Source organism: Thalassovita autumnalis, from assembly GCF_001458255.1.
GTDB lineage: Bacteria > Pseudomonadota > Alphaproteobacteria > Rhodobacterales > Rhodobacteraceae > Thalassobius > Thalassobius autumnalis.
On record NZ_CYSB01000028.1, the window covers coordinates 39,040 to 55,571 of the forward strand.

The following is a 16,532-nucleotide window of genomic DNA, read 5'->3' on the forward strand; positions in this document are numbered from 1 at the left end:
AGGCAACCCAAATCACCGGCGTTCCCCGGGCCGGGCGCGCCCCTGGGAGAGAGAGGATAAGACATGGACGTGATTTCCGAAAACCGCTGCTTCGGCGGCACCCAAGGGGTATACAGCCACCGGTCTGAGGCCACCGATTGCGATATGACCTTTGGCCTGTTCCTGCCGGAGGAGGCTGAGGACGGCCCGGTGCCGGTGCTTTGGTACCTCTCCGGCCTGACCTGCACCCATGAAAACGCCATGGTCAAAGCCGGGGCGCAGGCCTGGGCGTCGGAGCAGGGCCTGGCGCTGGTCTTCCCCGACACCTCACCACGTGGTGACACGGTGGCCGATGATGAGGCCTATGATCTGGGCAAAGGCGCCGGCTTCTACGTCAACGCGACCGAGACCCCCTGGGCGCCGCATTACAACATGTGGGACTACGTGACCGAGGAACTGCCGCGGCTGATCACCGGCAATTTTGCAATTGACGAAGAACGTCAGTCGATCACCGGTCATTCGATGGGCGGGCATGGCGCGCTGACCATGGCGATGCGCCTGCCGGGCCGGTTCCGCTCGGTCTCGGCCTTTGCACCGATCTGCCACCCCACCGCCGGGGATTGGGGACGCAAGCAGTTGCAGGCCTATCTGGGCGACGCACCAGACGCCTGGGCCGCCCATGACGCGACCCTGCTGATGCGCGGCGAAGGGCTGGACATTCCGCTGCTGGTCGACACCGGCAGCAATGATCAGTTCATCGACCTGCTGATGCCCGAAGCCTTTGCCGAAGCCGTGAACGCCCGCCGCGTGCCGGCCCAGCTGCGGCTGCAGAAAGGCTATGATCACAGCTATTTCTTCGTCTCGACCTTCATGGAAGATCACATCGCCTTCCACGCTGAGGCGCTTTATTCATGACGATCCTCTACGTCGATGCGGATGCCTGCCCGGTCAAGGCCGAGGCCGAGCGGGTTGCCACCCGCCACCGCATTGCAATGAAACTGGTCAGCAACGGCGGCCTGCGCCCGTCACAGAACCCGCTGGTTGAGAGCGTGATCGTGCCCGAGGGACCGGATGTCGCCGATATGTGGATCGCCGAACGCGCCACAACGGGTGACGTGGTGATCACCAATGACATCCCGCTGGCGGCCAAATGCGTTGCCGCGGGGGCGCTGGTTCTGAAACCCAATGGCGAAGCCCTGACCAAGGCGAACGTGGGCAACGCCCTGGCCACCCGCGATCTGATGACCGACCTGCGGGCCGCGGATCCCTTCCGTCAGGGCGGCGGACGGCCGTTTTCCAAGGCCGACCGGTCCCGTTTTCTGGACGCATTAGAACGGCAAATCCGCGCCGCGATGAAAGGGTAAGGCAGTGTCACATATCCCCAAAACGGTGGTTTTCGATCTGGGCCGCGTGCTGGTTCATTGGGAGCCGGAGGCGTTTTATGACGCCGAGATTGGCCCTGAGAGGCGCAAGGCGCTGTTCGCGGCGGTGGACCTTTATGGGTACAATCTGCGGATTGATCTGGGTGAAGCACCAGAGCCCGTGATGCGCGAAGCCGCGGCGGCGCACCCGGATTACGCCGATGAAATCATGATGTGGGCGGAGCGCTGGATCGAGCTGTTGCCCGGGGCCATCGACCATTCGGTGCGCCTGCTGAAAGCGTTGAAGGCAAAGGGCCACCACGTGGTCGCGTTAACCAACTTTGGCCGCGAAACCCTGGCCATCGCTGGGGCGCATCATCCGTTTCTGACCCTGTTTGACCAACGGTTTGTCTCGGCTGAGCTGGGGCTGGCGAAGCCGGATCCTGCGATCTATCAGGCGGTTGAAGAGGCGACAGGACGCGCGCCGCGGGACCTGCTGTTCACCGATGACACAGCCGCCAATATCGACGCCGCCGCCGCGCGGGGCTGGCACACCCATCTCTTTACCACCCCGCAGGGCTGGGCCGACTGTCTGGTCACCCATGGCGTCCTGACGGCGCAGGAGGCTTCATGAGCATCACCATCATCCCCTTTGACGAGGGCGAGTCGCATCTGAACTGGCTGGATTTCACCGCCGCTTTGGCCAAGGGTCACCAGCTGCCGAAGGCCGAAATCGCTGATACTTTCCTCTACCGCGGCAAGGACACGCTGCTGAACCGCGCCGCCTGGATTGACGGGCTGGGGCTGGCGGTCAAATCCGCCACCATCTTCCCCGGCAACCCCGACAAGGGCACGCCGATGGTCAATGGCGGCGTCTCGCTCTATGGCGATCAGGACGGCTTGCTGGAGGCGCTGGTGGATTTCCATCTGGTGACCAAATGGAAAACGGCCGGTGACAGCCTCTTGGCCGCCACCCGTCTGGCGCGCCCTGACAGCCGCAACATCCTGATCGTGGGCGCTGGCACTGTGGGCCGGTCATTGCGGCAGGCCTATGGCGCAGCCTTCCCCGAGGCGACGTTCACCATCTGGAACCGCACCACCGCCAAGGCCGAAGCCTTCGCCGCCGAGTTTCCCGGCATGCAGGTGGCGGAAGATTTGGAAACCGCAGTGAAGGCCGCCGATATCGTCACCAGCGCCACGATGGTCACCGAACCGATCCTGAAAGGTGAGTGGCTGCAACCCGGCCAGCACATCGATCTGATCGGCGCCTACCGCCCCGATATGCGCGAAACAGACGATACCGCGCTGCAACGTGCCAGCGTCTATGTCGACAGTTTTGACACCACCATCGGCCATATCGGTGAGATTGAGATCCCGCTGCAATCAGGCGCCCTGAAACGCGATGAGATGATTGCAGATTACTATGACCTGGGCGCGTTCCAGCGCCGCTCTGACGATGAGATCACGCTGTTCAAAAATGGTGGCGGTGCCCATCTGGATCTGATGACCAGCCGCTACATTTTGGACGCTTGGAACGCAGCGGACTAAGCCCTGCTAACGCTTTAAAGCCAAAAACGCCGCCCTAACTGGGCGGCGTTTTTTTGGTCGGATCAGGCCATCGCCTCAATCCGTTTTTCCCGCACCGGCAGGTGGATCAGCGCTGAGAAGGCGCCAACCCCTACGCCGACCCACCAGACAGCCTCATACGAGCCATAGGTGTCATACATCCGGCCACCCAGCCAAACGCCCAGAAAGCTGCCCAGCTGGTGGCTGAAAAACACGATGCCATAAAGCGTACCCATGTAGCGCAGCCCGTAAAGATGCGCGATCAACCCCGAGGTCAGCGGCACCGTGGCCAGCCAGAGCGACCCCATGGAGATCGAGAAGATCAGCACCGTGGTCGGTGTCATCGGGGTCAGGATAAAGGCCGCTGCGATCACCGTGCGCAGGGCGTAAATCGTTGCCAGCAGGTATTTTTTGGAGAAGCGATTGCCCAGCCAGCCCGCGAAAATCGTGCCGGCGATATTGGCCAGACCAATCAGCGAAATCGCCACAGCGCCAAGGGCTGAGGTGGTGGTGATCCCCATCGAATGCAGCACGCCACCGGGCATGATCGGGCCACACATTTCGGTCACGAAGGCCGGGAAATGCGCTGTGACAAAGGCCAGCTGATAGCCGCAGCTGAAAAAACCAAGAAAGATCATCGTGTAGCTGGGATCCTTCAGCGCCTTTTTCAGGATCTCGCCCATGCTTTCCTGCAGTTCCGCCTTGGTTGCCGCCTCGGGCGCGCGCATCATCGGCAACAGCAGCAGAACCGCAAGGATCGCCGCCGCGAAACACAGGAACACCGACTGCCAGGTCATGAAACCCAGCATCCATTCCGCCATCGGCGCACCGATCACCTGCCCGCCAGACCCGGCTGCTGTGGCAATCGCCATCGCCATCGACCGGTTCTTGTCAGAGGCCGCGCGTCCAACCACGGCGAGGATCACACCAAAGCCGGTGCCGGCGACGCCGAAGCCCACAAAAATCTCATAAAACTGATGCGCTCCGGGCGTGGTCGCAAAGGCCGAGGCCACAAGGCCAATCGCATAGAGCACCGCGCCCATCACAATCGCTTTGCGGTCGCCCATTTTTTCGGCGATGGCGCCGAAAATCGGCTGACCGATCCCCCAGGCCAGGTTCTGAATGGCGATGGCCAGACTGAATTCGGCCCGGAGCCAGCCGAACTCCTCAGCGATTGGGATCTGGAACACCCCGAAAGAGGCGCGGATCGCAAAGCCTGTCAGGATGATGATGCAGCCAACGATCAGAACAGGCGTGAACAAAGGGGCAGATTTCTGCATGGCGGCCTCTTGAATTTGGTCAGGGTTTATTCCCTATGCGTGGAAAATTAGCCTGTTAACAATTGAGCACAAGGTCAATTCAACATTTGTGAAACCCCAGGCCACAACTGGTGATGACCCGCGCCCCCTTCCCCCATCGGGCGCGATTGGCTATCAGCAGGGCATGAGCAGTCTAATCGATCTTTACGCCCAGCGTGTTGCCTCCGGTGAGATCACGGTTGATCCCGCACAAGAGGCCGTCCTGCCCGAGTTTGAGCGCATCCGCGCCGAACTGGCCAAACCCGTGAAGAAAGGGTTCTTCCGCAAGGCCCCGCCGCCGCCCAAGGGGCTGTACCTTTGGGGAGGTGTGGGACGTGGCAAGTCGATGTTGATGGATCTGTTTGTGGACCAGCTGGATGTGCCTGCCCGGCGGGTGCATTTCCACGCCTTCATGCAGGAAATCCACACCGCGATGCATCAGGCCCGTCAGGACGGTATCGAAGACAGCCTGGCCCCGGTGGCCGAGAAGGTGGCCAAAGAGGTCAAGGTACTGGCCTTTGATGAAATGCAGATCACCGACATCACCGATGCGATGATCGTGGGGCGCCTGTTTCAGATCCTGTTTGATGCCGGGGTTGTGGTGGTCACCACCTCAAACCGGGTGCCCGATGACCTCTATAAAAACGGGCTGAACCGCCAGCTGTTCCTGCCTTTCATCGATATCCTGAAGGACAAGATGTGCGTCTGGGAACTGGTCAGCCCCAATGACTACCGCCAGAACCGCCTGCAGGGCGAAGAGGTCTATTTCACCCCCATTGATGAGGCCAGTCGGCAGAAAATCCGTGAGGTCTGGGAACACCTCAGCGGCGGGCCGGCGCAACCGCTGATCCTCAAGGTCAAAGGCCGTGAGGTGGAAATCCCGCAGTTCCGCAACGGCGTCGCCCGGGCCACTTTCTATGATCTTTGTGGCAAGATGCTGGGCGCTGGCGACTATCTGGCGCTGGCGGAAACCGTGAAGGTTCTGATCCTCGAAGACATTCCACGTCTGGGGCGTTCAAACTTTAACGAAGCGAAACGTTTCGTAACGCTGATCGACGCGCTTTATGAGGCCGGCACCCGTTTGGTCTGCTCCGCCGCGGACCAGCCCGAAAGCCTCTATATCGAAGGCGAAGGCGTGTTTGAATTTGAACGCACCGCCAGCCGGTTGCGGGAAATGCAATCGGCCAGCTGGGGCAAGGACGGCTGAAACAGCCCCCGCCCCTTTCAATGATCCGAAAAATACTCTGGGGGTGAATGGCACCAAACGGGTGCCAGAGGGGGCAAAGCCCCCCACCCTGCCGCTTGAGGTTCGCTACCCCGATCCGATCAGCACACCCGCAGCAAAGACCAATGCGCCGCCCAGCACCACCTGCAGTGCGGCCCGCAGGAATGGGGTTTCCATGTATTTCTTCTGGATCCAGGCAATGGCCCAAAGTTCCAGAAACACCACCGCAAAGGCGATCAATGTGGCGGTCCAGAAATCCGGGATCAGATAGGGCAGCGCATGGCCCAGCCCGCCCACCGTTGTCATCACCCCTGAGGCGACACCGCGCTTGAACGGGGAGCCGCGACCGGACAGCTCGCCATCATCTGACGCCGCTTCGGTGAAACCCATGGAGATCCCCGCCCCGACCGAGGCCGCAAGACCAACCAAAAAGGTGGTCCAGGTGTCCTGCGTGGCAAAGGCGGTGGCAAAGATCGGCGCCAGGGTTGAAACCGAGCCGTCCATCAAACCGGCCAGACCGGGCTGCACCCAGGTCAGAACAAACTGGCGCCGCGCTGTGCGCTCTTCGTCGCTGCGCTGATCTGGGCCTAACAGGCGATTCTCCAGCGTCTCCGCGTGATCGGCATGGCCTGCCTCTGCCGCAGCCAGATCCCCAAGCAACTGACGGGTGTCAGCATCTTTTGTCTGGCTGGCGGCTTTCAGATAGAACGCCTCCGCCGCGCGTTCCATCGCGGCGGCCTCGGTCCGGATCCGCTCTACCCCGAGGTTTTCCAACAACCAGACGGGCCTGCGCGCGTGAAAGCCCGCAACATGTTCGCGGCGGATCAGCGGCACATGATCGCCAAACCGCTGTTTGTGCAGGGCCAGCAGCTGACGACGATGATCATCCTCTTCCGCCGCCATACCGTCGAAAATCGCCGCGCTGTCGGGGTAGTCTTGGCGCAGCTGCTGCGCATAGCCCCGGTAAATGCGTGCATCATCTTCTTCGGATGAAATGGCCAGCGCCAAAATCTCTTGTTCCGAGAGATCGCGGAATTTCCGCCGGTGTATTGAAAATCGCATGGGAACCCCCAACTTAGAATAGTTCTAAGTTATGATCTAACCCACCGCAGTGCAACCCATCGCTTGTTTAAACTGAACTGCTCAGTTTATAGTGACAGCCTGCTGACACACGCCCGCAACCGATTCCCGCCCGCCAGAAAGACGACGCATCCTGGTCCGTCTCGGGCCCCGCCAAAAGGACCCACATGTCGCAAGCTGTCAAAGAAGTCATTCGCACCGGACGTAAGTTTGATCAGGTCCTGCAGGGTGCACGTGAAGTGTTTATGGCAGATGGGTTTTCCGGCGCCTCAGTGGATGACATTGCCAAGGCGGCAGGTGTTTCCAAGGCGACGCTCTACAGCTATTTCCCCGACAAGCGGCTGCTGTTCACCGAGGTAGCGCGCAATGAATGCCAGCGTCAGGCGGATGAGGCGCTGGAGCTGACCGATCTGGAAGCCACCCCACGTGAGGCGCTGATGCAGGCGGCGGTACAGATCACCACGATCATCACCTCTGAATTCTCTCAACGGGTGTTTCGGATCTGTGTTGCTGAGGCCGATCGTTTCCCCGAACTGGGGCAGGAATTCTACGAAAGTGGCCCAATGCTGGGCCGGGCACGGATCACCGAGTATCTGAACTGTGCAATTGAGCGCGGCGAATTTGAAATCGAAGACATGGAACTTGCCGCAGATCAGTTTTCTGAACTTTGTAAAACCGATCTGTTTGCCAAGATGGTTTTCGGCATCCAGACCAAATTCTCGGAAGCTGAAATTGAACGTATCGCAGCGGGCGCGGTTGACATGTTCCTGGCCCGCTACGGTACTGAAAAATCGCGCTGATCAGCCCAGCTGATCCGCCCGTTCGATCACCTTATCCAGCAACCCGTAGGCCACCGCCTCATCCGTGGTCAGCCAGAAATCCCGCTGGGTGTCTGCACTGATCTTTTCAGGGGTCTGGCCTGTGGCTGCGGCAAACAGGTTGTCAAACCGTTCCCGCATGATCCGGATCTGTTCAGCCTGGATCTGCATATCGGTCACCTGACCGCCGATCCCGCCTGAGGGCTGGTGCAGCAGGAAACGGGTGTTGGGCAGGCAATAGCGGTCTTCCTTCTCTGCCCCGATGAAGATCAGCGCGCCTGCACTGGCTACCCAACCGGATCCGATGGTGCGGACCTTGGGGGTGATGAACTTGATCATGTCATGCACCATGTCACCACTTTCGACGTGACCGCCGGGGGATGAGATGAACATGTTGATCGGATCGTCGCTTTCTTCGGCCAGCGCCAAAAGCTGTGTGACCACTTTGTTTGCCAGCTTGTCGTTGATCTCCCCCGTGACCAGTACGCTGCGGCTTTTGAGAAACAGCGAAGCAAAGGCGCCCCCGCCCTCCTCGCTCTTGTCGGTGTCTTTACTCATGTGAATGCTCCCTAAACACAAATGCGCCGCCCGAGGGGCGACGCATTTCGACGTAGGGCAGTTTTCCGGTTGGGAAAGATCAGTACACAACCACCGAGCGGATAGATTCGCCAGCGTGCATCAGATCGAAGCCTTTGTTGATGTCCTCCAGCCCCATGGTGTGGGTGATCATCGGATCGATCTCAATCTTGCCGTCCATGTACCAATCAACGATTTTCGGCACATCGGTCCGGCCACGTGCGCCGCCAAAGGCAGTGCCGCGCCAGCTGCGGCCCGTGACCAGCTGGAACGGACGGGTGGAAATCTCGGCGCCCGCCGGGGCCACACCAATGATGATCGATTCACCCCAGCCTTTGTGTGCCGATTCCAGCGCGGTGCGCATCACCTGCACGTTGCCGGTGGCGTCAAAGGTGTAATCCGCACCGCCGCCGGTCAGTTCCACCAGATGTCCGACCAGATCACCTTCGACCTCGGTCGGGTTCACGAAATCGGTCATGCCGAATTTCTTGGCCATTTCCACCTTGGCGGGGTTCAGGTCCACGCCCACAATCTGATCCGCACCGGCCATGCGCAGCCCCTGGATCACGTTCAGACCAATGCCGCCCAGACCAAAGACGATGGAGCGGTTGCCGATCTCAGCCTTGGCGGTGTTGATCACCGCACCGATGCCGGTGGTGACGCCGCAGCCAATGTAGCAGATCTTATCAAACGGTGCGTCAGGGCGCACTTTGGCCAGCGCAATCTCGGGCAGAACCGTGTGGTTTGAGAAGGTCGAGCAGCCCATGTAATGCAGGATCGGCGTGCCATCCAACATCGAGAAGCGGCTGGTCCCGTCAGGCATCACACCCGCACCCTGGGTCGAACGGATCGACTGGCAGAGGTTGGTTTTCGGGTTCAGACAGTATTCACACTCACGACATTCCGGGGTGTAGAGCGGGATCACATGGTCGCCCGGCTTCAGGCTGGTGACACCGGGGCCCACCTCCAGCACCACACCGGCGCCTTCATGGCCCAGAATGGCGGGGAACATGCCCTCAGGATCGGCGCCCGACAGGGTGAATTCATCCGTATGGCAAATGCCGGTGGCCTTGATTTCCACCAGAACCTCACCGGCTTTCGGGCCTTCAAGGTTCACTTCCATAATTTCCAGCGGTTTGCCTGCTTCTACGGCAACAGCGGCTCTTGTGCGCATTTTATCCCTCCCGCGACAATATCGGGCAGCGGTTGAGCGGCCCGTTCAGGTGCCCGTTTACAGGGTCACTTCTTGATACGGTAGACTTTATGACATCCACCGCAACTTTGGCCAATGGCGCCAAGGCCGGCCTTCAATGTCTCCAATGATGAGGTATCCAGCGCCTCCAGGGCTACGTCCATAGCGACCGCTTTGGCGGAAAAACCGTCCCAGTCACTCCAGATCGCGGGGGCGGCTTCGCTGGCCGGGTCCTGCGCGGCCGGTTTGAACGCGGGCTGCACCTTGGCCGAAGCTTTCAGCAGCTTGGTCTTTGCCGTTTCGGCCTTTTTGGCATCAAAAGGCAGCTTGCCTTTGGCCATGCCACCGATCGCGCCCATGTTGATGCGGATCTCTTCCATGACCATCATGCGGGATTTGACCTGCGGGTCACTGACCCCTTCATGTGCCAAAGCGGCAGTGGCCAATCCCAGTGTCAGAACGAGGGGTAGGGCTGTGATCTTCATGGCGAACCTCTGTATCGTTTTGACCAGACTATGAGATTTCGCCGCAAAATGAAGATATTAAAAAGGGACACACGAAGTTGTGCATCCCTTAGTGTTCGAATTCAACCAGGTTGCCCCGGGTCAGAGTGCCCGCAGGCCGCCCACAACAAAATCGGTCGCCAGTTCCGCATAGGCTTCGCGGCTCAACCCTTTGCCCGGGCGATGCCACATGTAAAACCAGTTCAGCACCGCAAAAACGCTCATCACAGCGGCGCGCAGACGGTCCGGGTGGTTCTGCAGATCCGGGGCCACAGAAATCACTGTGTCAGACATGATATCCACCAGCCGCAGCTGCAGACCAATCAGCGGTTTTTGTTTGTCTTCCGGCAGAACACCCAGCGCGTCCAGCTGCAGTTTATGTTCCGCATCGGCGCCGGCGTATTCCTCAAGGATGGCGGCAATCAGCCCGCCCATCCCGGCACCGCGCTGACCTTCGACAACCTCAACAAGGTCGCTCAGATGTTCATCAAGGATGTCAAACAGCAGATCCTCTTTCGAGGCCCAGTAGTGATAGATCAGCGCCTTTGACACCCCACAGGATTTGGCCGCGCCGGTCATTGAGGCACGGTCAAACCCATGGGTCGCAAAGTAAGCTGCAGCACCCTTACGGAGCGCTGCGCGTTTTTCATCGTGATCGCGTGCCAGTCCGCGCGCCATTCAACTCTCCTTGGGGCGGTTGTCGACGATGCGCACGGCCTTGCCTTCGCTGCGCGCCACCTGCCCCGGTTCTGTTACATTCACCTTGACCGAGATGCCGACATTGGACTTCACCTTGCCGCTCAGGGATTTGGCCGCGGCGTCGCGCGCATCGGCGCTCAGCCCTTCGGCCAATTCCACATGCACCGTCATCAGGTCCATACGGTCCGGTCGGCTCAGTTCGATCTGGAAATGCGGCGCAAGGGCGGGCACATCCATCAGCTGCTCTTCGATCTGGGTCGGGAAGACGTTTACACCGCGCAGGATGATCATGTCATCACTGCGGCCGGTAACTTTCTCCATCCGGCGCATCGAACGCGCTGTGCCGGGCAGCAGACGGGTCAGATCCCGGGTGCGATAACGAATGATCGGGAAGGCCTCTTTGGTCAGGGAGGTAAAGACCAACTCACCCAGTTCCCCATCAGGCAAGACCTCTCCGGTCTCAGGGTCGATGATCTCGGGGTAGAAGTGATCTTCCCAGATGTGCAGCCCGTCTTTGGTTTCCACACATTCGTTGGCCACGCCGGGGCCGATTACCTCGGACAGGCCGTAGATGTCCACCGCGTGCATATCAAAGGCGTCTTCGATTTCCTTGCGCATGGCATTGGTCCAGGGCTCCGCGCCAAAGATCCCCACCTTCAAAGGGCTTTCGCGCGGGTCACGACCCTGTTTGGCATATTCGTCAAGGATCGACAGCGCGTAAGACGGCGTGACGGTCATGCCATCGGCCTGAAAATCCTCAATCAAACGCACCTGGCGCTGGGTCATCCCGCCTGAGACCGGTACAACGGTCAGCCCCAGCTTCTCGGCGCCGCCGTGAATGCCCAGACCGCCGGTGAACAATCCGTAGCCGTAGGCGTTGTGCAACACATCACCCGACCTCAGGCCGGAGGCGCGCAGCGATCGCGCCACAACATCGTTCCACATCTCCAGATCGTTTTTGGTATAACCCACCACCGTCGGCTGCCCCGTCGTGCCTGAGGAAGCATGGATCCGTGCGATCTGTTCGCGCGGCACGGCAAACAGACCAAAGGGATAATGATCGCGCAGATCTTGTTTCACGGTGAAGGGAAACTTGGCCAGATCCGCCAGGGAGGTCAGATCGTCGGGGTGCACGCCAGCCTCATCAAAGGCCCTTTTGTAAAAAGGCACGTTGTCATAGGCGTGGCGCAGCGACCATTTCATCCGCTGCAATTGCACCGAGGCAATTTCATCACGCGATGCGGTTTCGATATGTTCCAGATCACCCTGCTTGGGGGAGAGATCTTTCATGGGTAGTCCTCCAAATATCCCACACCGCCTCCACGCAGCGCAGGGTCATTCTCATTCCTCGAAATGCTGGCCTTTGATCTGCCGCGACAACCCGCGAAACAGCGCCACCTTACGGCCGTCTTCACCGGTCACGGTCACATCGTATACGCCCGAACGTCCGGTTTTGGACTGTTCCACCGCCGTTGCGGTCAGCAGTTCACCCGGCTGACCGGGGGCCAGATAGGTGATGGTGTTTTCCTGTGCCACAACCAGTTGGTTGTAGCTGTTGCAGGCAAAGGCAAAGGCGCTGTCAGCCAGCGTGAAGATATAGCCGCCATGACAGATGCCGTGGCCGTTCAGCATCTCATCCCGCACCCGCATGGTCAGAACGGCGCCGCCCGGGCTGACCGCGGTGATCTCCATCCCCAAGTCCTGACTGGCCTGATCGGTGGACCACATGGCCTGCGCCGAACGCGTTGCCCGGTCCTCGGCGGTGATCTCACGGTCAGTGATCGGATCTGTCATCTAAGGCTCCTCTTCCTTGGCTCTACCCTGCACAAAACCGACCGATCGGTCAATAGTGTTGAAATCTGAATTTATCTGGCGCATGCTAGGGCAAATGCCCGATGCGGGTTTCGAAAGGATTGCGAGATGCTGACACCTGAAAGCTATGCCTGCGGCCAATGGGTCGCCCCCGGCGAAAACGCCACCGAGATCACCGGCCCTGTCACCGGTGAGCCTATTGCCCGCGCGGGCGGTTCTGCGTTGGACATGCAGGCAATGCTGGACTTCGCCCGCACAAAAGGCGGCCCTGCCCTGCGCGCCATGACCTTCCACCAGCGCGCCAAGATGCTGAAGGCACTGGCGACCTATCTGGATGGCCGCAAAGACGAACTTTATGCGCTGAACCCGATGACAGGGGCGACCAAACGGGACGGTTGGGTCGACATCGACGGTGGCATCGGCACAACCTTTGTCATCGCTTCCAAGGGCCGCCGTGAAATGCCGGACGGCCATGTCTATCTGGACGGCGATGTGGAGCAACTGTCACGCAACGGCACCCTGCTGGGGCAGCATATTGCTGTGCCGCTGCAAGGGGTTGCGGTGCATATCAACGCCTTCAACTTCCCCGTCTGGGGCATGATGGAAAAGCTGGCCCCCACCCTGCTGGCCGGTGTGCCCGCGATTGTGAAACCGGCCACCCAGACCTGTTACCTGACCGAAGCCTGTTTCCGCATGATCATCGATTCGGGCCTCCTGCCCGAAGGGGCCGTGCAGCTGATCGTCGGCCGCACCGGTGATCTGCTGGACCGATTGACCGCGCAGGATGTAGTCAGCTTCACCGGGTCCGCCGACACCGCCGCCATGCTGCGCGCCAACCCCAACCTGGTGGAAAACTCCACCCGGTTTGTCGCCGAACAGGACAGCCTGAACGCCGCGATCCTTGGCGCTGATGCCACCCCGGACAGCCCTGAATTTGCGCTGTTTGTGAAGGAAGCCGTGACCGAAATGACCACCAAAGCGGGCCAAAAATGTACCGCCATGCGCCGGCTGATCGTGCCCGCGACCCAGTTGGAGGCCGTGATTGAAGCCATGAGCGCCAAGCTGGCCGCACTGACCATTGGCGATCCGTCGGACAAGGCAAACCGCATGGGCGCGCTGGCCTCGATGGGGCAGAAAGCCGACGTGCTGGAAAAGCTGGCCATCCTGAAGAAAGAGGCCCGCGTGGTGCATGGCGATCCCGACAGCCTGCCGGCGGATCTGGCCTCCTGCGCGTTCCTGCCGCCGATCCTGCTGGCCTGCGATGATCCAGACAACGCCGTATCGGTGCATTCGGTGGAGGCCTTTGGCCCCGTTTCCACCCTGCTGCCCTACCGCGACACCGCCCATGCCGCAGAGATTGCCAACCGTGGCGGCGGCTCGCTGGTTGCCTCGCTCTTCACCAATGACCCCGCCATCGCGCGTGAGGTCACGCTGGCTTCTGCCGCCTGGCATGGCCGCCTCTATGTGATGGGCCGCGCCTCCGCTGATGAGGCCACCGGCCATGGCTCCCCCCTGCCGCATATGATCCACGGCGGCCCCGGCCGCGCCGGTGGTGGTGAGGAATTGGGCGGCGTGCGCGGCGTTTTGCACTACATGCAGCGCACCGCCATTCAGGGCAGCCCGGACGTGCTGACCGCGATCACCGGCACCTGGATCAAAGGCGCAGCGGAACTGACCGGCCCCAGCCACCCGTTCCAGCGCACCTTCCGCGAAATCCAGATTGGCGAGACGATCCACACCGATCCACGCATCATCTCGCTGGAGGATATTGAACATTTCGCCCATTTCACCGGCGATACCTTCTACGCGCATATGGATGAGGAGGCCGCAGCGGCGAACCCCTTCTTCCCCGGCCGTGTGGCGCATGGCTACCTGCTGTTGTCCTTCGCGGCGGGCCTGTTTGTGCAGCCCGATCCCGGACCGGTTCTGGCCAACACCGGCCTTAACAGCCTGAGCTTCCAGAAACCGGTCAGCCCTGGTGACAGCGTGAAAGTGCGCCTGACAGCCAAGCGCAAGACCCAACGTACGGATGAGTATGGTGAAGTTGCCTGGAACGCGACACTGACCAATCAGGACGGCGATCAGGTGGCGGAATATGAGCTACTGACCATGGTGGCCTACGAACGCTAAACGACCAACAATGCAGCTGGGGCGGCGGGGAAACCTGCCGCCCATTGCTCTCTGGAACGGTATGGGGCCTCGTGGGGCTTGATTTCGTCGCCAATCAGCGCGACTCTGGCTTTATGAATATCGAGCAGCCGACACCCTTTCCCCGCCCACCTGTGCCGGAGCAGGTGTCCTTTCATCGCACCGAACTGGCCGTGATCCTGTCGCTTTACGGGCGGATGGTGGCCGCTGGCGAATGGCGTGACTATGGCATTTCGGCCCTGCGCGACCGGGCGGTTTTTTCGATCTTTCGCCGCACCGCTGAAAACCCGCTCTACCGGATTGAAAAACACCCGAAACTGCGCCTGAAGCAGGGCCAATATTGCGTAATTTCGATGGACGGGCAGGTGCTGAAGCGCGGCAATGATCTGAAGACCGTGCTGCGCGGGCTGGAACGCAAGCTGATCCGCGCAATCGACTGACGGGGAAATTTTCATGCAAATTCAGAACGTTGCCATTCTTGGCGGCGGCCTTATTGGGGCCAGCTGGGCCGCCCTGTTCCTATCGCGCGGGCTGAGCGTGGCCATTGCAGACCCACGGGCTGAGGCCGAAGGCTTTTGCCGCCAGTTGATCGCAGAGGCCTGGCCGCATCTGGCGGCGCTGGCCACGATTCCTGAGACCCCGAATTGGGACGCGTTGCAGTTCAGCCAATCCATCGCTGAGGCCTGTCAGGGCGCTGAACTGGTGCAGGACTGCGGCCCCGACCGGATTGAGGTCAAACGCACCATGCTGGCCGAGGCTGAAACCACATTGCAACCGGAGGCGATTTTTGCCTCCTCCACCTCCTCGCTGATGGCCAGCGATATTCAGGCAGGGGCGCGCCATCCCGAACGGGTGCTGGTCGCCCATCCGATGAACCCACCGCATTTGGTGCCATTGGTTGAACTGGTCGCGGGCGACCATACGGATCCGAATGTGATCGCCGCCGCGCGGCAGTTTTATGACGCGATGAACCGGGTCACCGTCATTGCGCAGAAAGAGCGGCCCGGTCATATCGCCAATCGCCTGACCTCAGCGCTCTATCGCGAGGCGGTGAACATCGTCGCGGAAGGCATCGCCACGGTGCAGGATGTGGACAAGGCGATTGCCTATGGGCCCGGTATGCGGTGGGCCCTGATGGGACCGCATCTGATCTATCATCTGGGTGGTGGGCCCGGTGGTTACCGCCACTATCTGGATCACCTCGGCCCGACGCAGGCCGAACGCTGGAAAGATCTGGGCACACCCGCACTGACACCCGAGTTGATTGAGACGATGGTCAGCCAGCTGGATGCATCGCTGGCTGAGGTCGATGATGCGGCGTTGAAATCCAGCCGTGACGCCGCCCTGGTCGCCCTTGCCAAGCTGAAGCAGGACTTGCCGGTCTAGGCCGGTCTAGCAAGGCCCGACAGGATCAGACAGCCGGTTTCTTGAGCCTTGGCAGCCGCTTATGCGACGTCACGGGGCCATCCCCAGCGGCGATGATCCGGGCAATGGCGACATCCATATTTTCGTAGGTGGTGGTCATGCTGCCCGCATTGGCGTGCAAGATCCGGTTTTTGCCTGCCACCAGCGCCACATGTCCTTTCCAGAACAGCAGATCGCCTTTGCGCGGCTGAGTGCCCTCTGGCAGGGCGCGGCCCAGCTCGGCCTCTTGTTGATCGCTGTCACCGGGGCAATCAATTCCGCAGGACAGGCAGGCCGCCTGCACCAGACCGGAACAATCGATCCCCCAAATCGAATTGCCCCCCCAAAGGTAGGGCGTGCCAAGATAGCGTTCCGCGACCATCAGCAGATCATGGTCCCGCGCGCCCGCGTCGCGCAAATGAATCAGCGGCACGAAGCCATCCGCCACCACGAGGAAGCCGTTTTCCTGCCCCCGCGCTGACAGGCCCGAGCCGAGGCTCAGCGCCATGCGTTCGCGCGATTTGAAGTTCGGTTCCGAATAGATGTGGGTTGATTTGGCAATAACCCGGTGGGTGGGGGCGCGGCGATCTTCCAGATCCTGCGCCTGAACATAACCCACGTAACCGTCGCGCAGGGATTGCACGAAACACCAGCCATCGCGCGTTTCATAGCGCATCACCGGTTCACCCAGCACCAGCTGACGTTCCCGCCGTCCCAGCGGCGCATTCAACAGGTCCACCACAGGCCGTGCGACAATCCGGGTATCCCCCTCAACAAATCGCGGCGCGTCAATCAGGCCTTTCAGCTTGCTGGCTGCGACACGGGCGTTGGCGGGCAGTTGGCGGCGGTCCTTGGTCAGCGCGGTCATCGA

General features: G+C 60.7%; 18 protein-coding genes. 9 read left to right on the plus strand and 9 right to left on the minus strand.

Annotated features, from left to right (window positions below; all coding sequences use genetic code 11):
• The first annotated feature begins 63 nt into the window (after window positions 1-63).
• From fghA to TL5118_RS10025, 4 genes are read left to right on the plus strand one after another with little or no spacing between them, the layout of a single operon-like run.
• On the plus strand, window positions 64-894 hold the full coding sequence (fghA, locus tag TL5118_RS10010; protein WP_058242399.1) for an S-formylglutathione hydrolase: 831 nt from the start codon (window positions 64-66) through the stop codon (window positions 892-894).
• Window positions 891-1,343, plus strand: a complete 453-nt coding sequence (locus tag TL5118_RS10015; RefSeq protein WP_058242398.1) for a YaiI/YqxD family protein — start codon at window positions 891-893, stop codon at window positions 1,341-1,343. The genes fghA and TL5118_RS10015 overlap by 4 nt, the downstream gene beginning before the upstream one ends.
• Before the next feature lie 4 nt (window positions 1,344-1,347).
• Window positions 1,348-1,974 (plus strand): HAD family hydrolase, encoded by a 627-nt coding sequence (locus TL5118_RS10020; protein ID WP_058242397.1) that lies wholly within the window; start codon window positions 1,348-1,350, stop codon window positions 1,972-1,974.
• Window positions 1,971-2,888 (plus strand): ornithine cyclodeaminase family protein, encoded by a 918-nt coding sequence (locus tag TL5118_RS10025; protein WP_058242396.1) that lies wholly within the window; start codon window positions 1,971-1,973, stop codon window positions 2,886-2,888. The genes TL5118_RS10020 and TL5118_RS10025 overlap by 4 nt, the downstream gene beginning before the upstream one ends.
• A gap of 62 nt (window positions 2,889-2,950) precedes the next feature.
• Here the strand turns inward: TL5118_RS10025 and TL5118_RS10030 are convergent, their stop codons facing one another.
• Entirely contained in the window at window positions 2,951-4,186 is a 1,236-nt protein-coding gene (locus tag TL5118_RS10030; protein ID WP_058242395.1) for an MFS transporter, read from the minus strand.
• A gap of 163 nt (window positions 4,187-4,349) precedes the next feature.
• On the opposite strand from TL5118_RS10030, the gene zapE reads away from it, so the two are divergent.
• Window positions 4,350-5,411, plus strand: a complete 1,062-nt coding sequence (gene zapE / locus TL5118_RS10035) for a cell division protein ZapE (protein ID WP_058242505.1) — start codon at window positions 4,350-4,352, stop codon at window positions 5,409-5,411.
• A 105-nt stretch (window positions 5,412-5,516) separates the two neighbouring features.
• On the opposite strand, the gene mbfA is transcribed toward zapE, so the two are convergent.
• Window positions 5,517-6,491: an iron exporter MbfA gene (gene mbfA / locus TL5118_RS10040; protein WP_058242394.1), complete on the minus strand. Its 975-nt coding sequence runs from the start codon at window positions 6,489-6,491 to the stop codon at window positions 5,517-5,519.
• Between the two features lie 185 nt (window positions 6,492-6,676).
• On the opposite strand from mbfA, the gene TL5118_RS10045 reads away from it, so the two are divergent.
• Window positions 6,677-7,309, plus strand: coding sequence for a TetR/AcrR family transcriptional regulator (locus TL5118_RS10045; RefSeq protein ID WP_058242393.1), 633 nt, complete (start codon window positions 6,677-6,679; stop codon window positions 7,307-7,309).
• Here TL5118_RS10045 and TL5118_RS10050 read toward each other — a convergent pair whose 3' ends face one another.
• The 6 genes from TL5118_RS10050 to paaI all read right to left on the minus strand — a co-directional run bounded on the left by TL5118_RS10050 (window position 7,310) and on the right by paaI (window position 12,064).
• Complete coding sequence (locus TL5118_RS10050; protein WP_058242392.1) at window positions 7,310-7,885, minus strand: ATP-dependent Clp protease proteolytic subunit; 576 nt, start codon at window positions 7,883-7,885, stop codon at window positions 7,310-7,312.
• Between the two features lie 79 nt (window positions 7,886-7,964).
• Window positions 7,965-9,077 (minus strand): S-(hydroxymethyl)glutathione dehydrogenase/class III alcohol dehydrogenase, encoded by a 1,113-nt coding sequence (locus TL5118_RS10055; protein WP_058242391.1) that lies wholly within the window; start codon window positions 9,075-9,077, stop codon window positions 7,965-7,967.
• A 65-nt stretch (window positions 9,078-9,142) separates the two neighbouring features.
• Window positions 9,143-9,580, minus strand: a complete 438-nt coding sequence (locus TL5118_RS10060) for a c-type cytochrome (protein ID WP_058242390.1) — start codon at window positions 9,578-9,580, stop codon at window positions 9,143-9,145.
• Between the two features lie 120 nt (window positions 9,581-9,700).
• A complete protein-coding gene (locus TL5118_RS10065) occupies window positions 9,701-10,276 on the minus strand; it encodes a TetR/AcrR family transcriptional regulator (RefSeq protein WP_058242389.1) in 576 nt (191 codons plus the stop codon).
• Complete coding sequence (paaK, locus tag TL5118_RS10070) at window positions 10,277-11,587, minus strand: phenylacetate--CoA ligase PaaK (protein WP_058242388.1); 1,311 nt, start codon at window positions 11,585-11,587, stop codon at window positions 10,277-10,279.
• Window positions 11,588-11,638: 51 nt separating this feature from the next.
• A complete protein-coding gene (gene paaI / locus TL5118_RS10075; protein ID WP_058242504.1) occupies window positions 11,639-12,064 on the minus strand; it encodes a hydroxyphenylacetyl-CoA thioesterase PaaI in 426 nt (141 codons plus the stop codon).
• 153 nt (window positions 12,065-12,217) lie between these two features.
• Between paaI and paaZ the strand changes: the two genes are divergently transcribed.
• The 3 genes from paaZ (at window position 12,218) to TL5118_RS10090 (ending at window position 15,643) form a co-directional block, all read left to right on the plus strand.
• Window positions 12,218-14,239, plus strand: coding sequence for a phenylacetic acid degradation bifunctional protein PaaZ (gene paaZ, locus TL5118_RS10080; protein ID WP_058242387.1), 2,022 nt, complete (start codon window positions 12,218-12,220; stop codon window positions 14,237-14,239).
• A gap of 113 nt (window positions 14,240-14,352) precedes the next feature.
• Entirely contained in the window at window positions 14,353-14,697 is a 345-nt protein-coding gene (locus TL5118_RS10085) for a DUF2794 domain-containing protein (protein ID WP_058242503.1), read from the plus strand.
• 13 nt (window positions 14,698-14,710) lie between these two features.
• Window positions 14,711-15,643: a 3-hydroxyacyl-CoA dehydrogenase NAD-binding domain-containing protein gene (locus tag TL5118_RS10090; protein ID WP_058242386.1), complete on the plus strand. Its 933-nt coding sequence runs from the start codon at window positions 14,711-14,713 to the stop codon at window positions 15,641-15,643.
• A gap of 25 nt (window positions 15,644-15,668) precedes the next feature.
• Here TL5118_RS10090 and TL5118_RS10095 read toward each other — a convergent pair whose 3' ends face one another.
• Window positions 15,669-16,529 (minus strand): C40 family peptidase, encoded by an 861-nt coding sequence (locus TL5118_RS10095; RefSeq protein ID WP_058242385.1) that lies wholly within the window; start codon window positions 16,527-16,529, stop codon window positions 15,669-15,671.
• Window positions 16,530-16,532 lie beyond the last annotated feature (3 nt).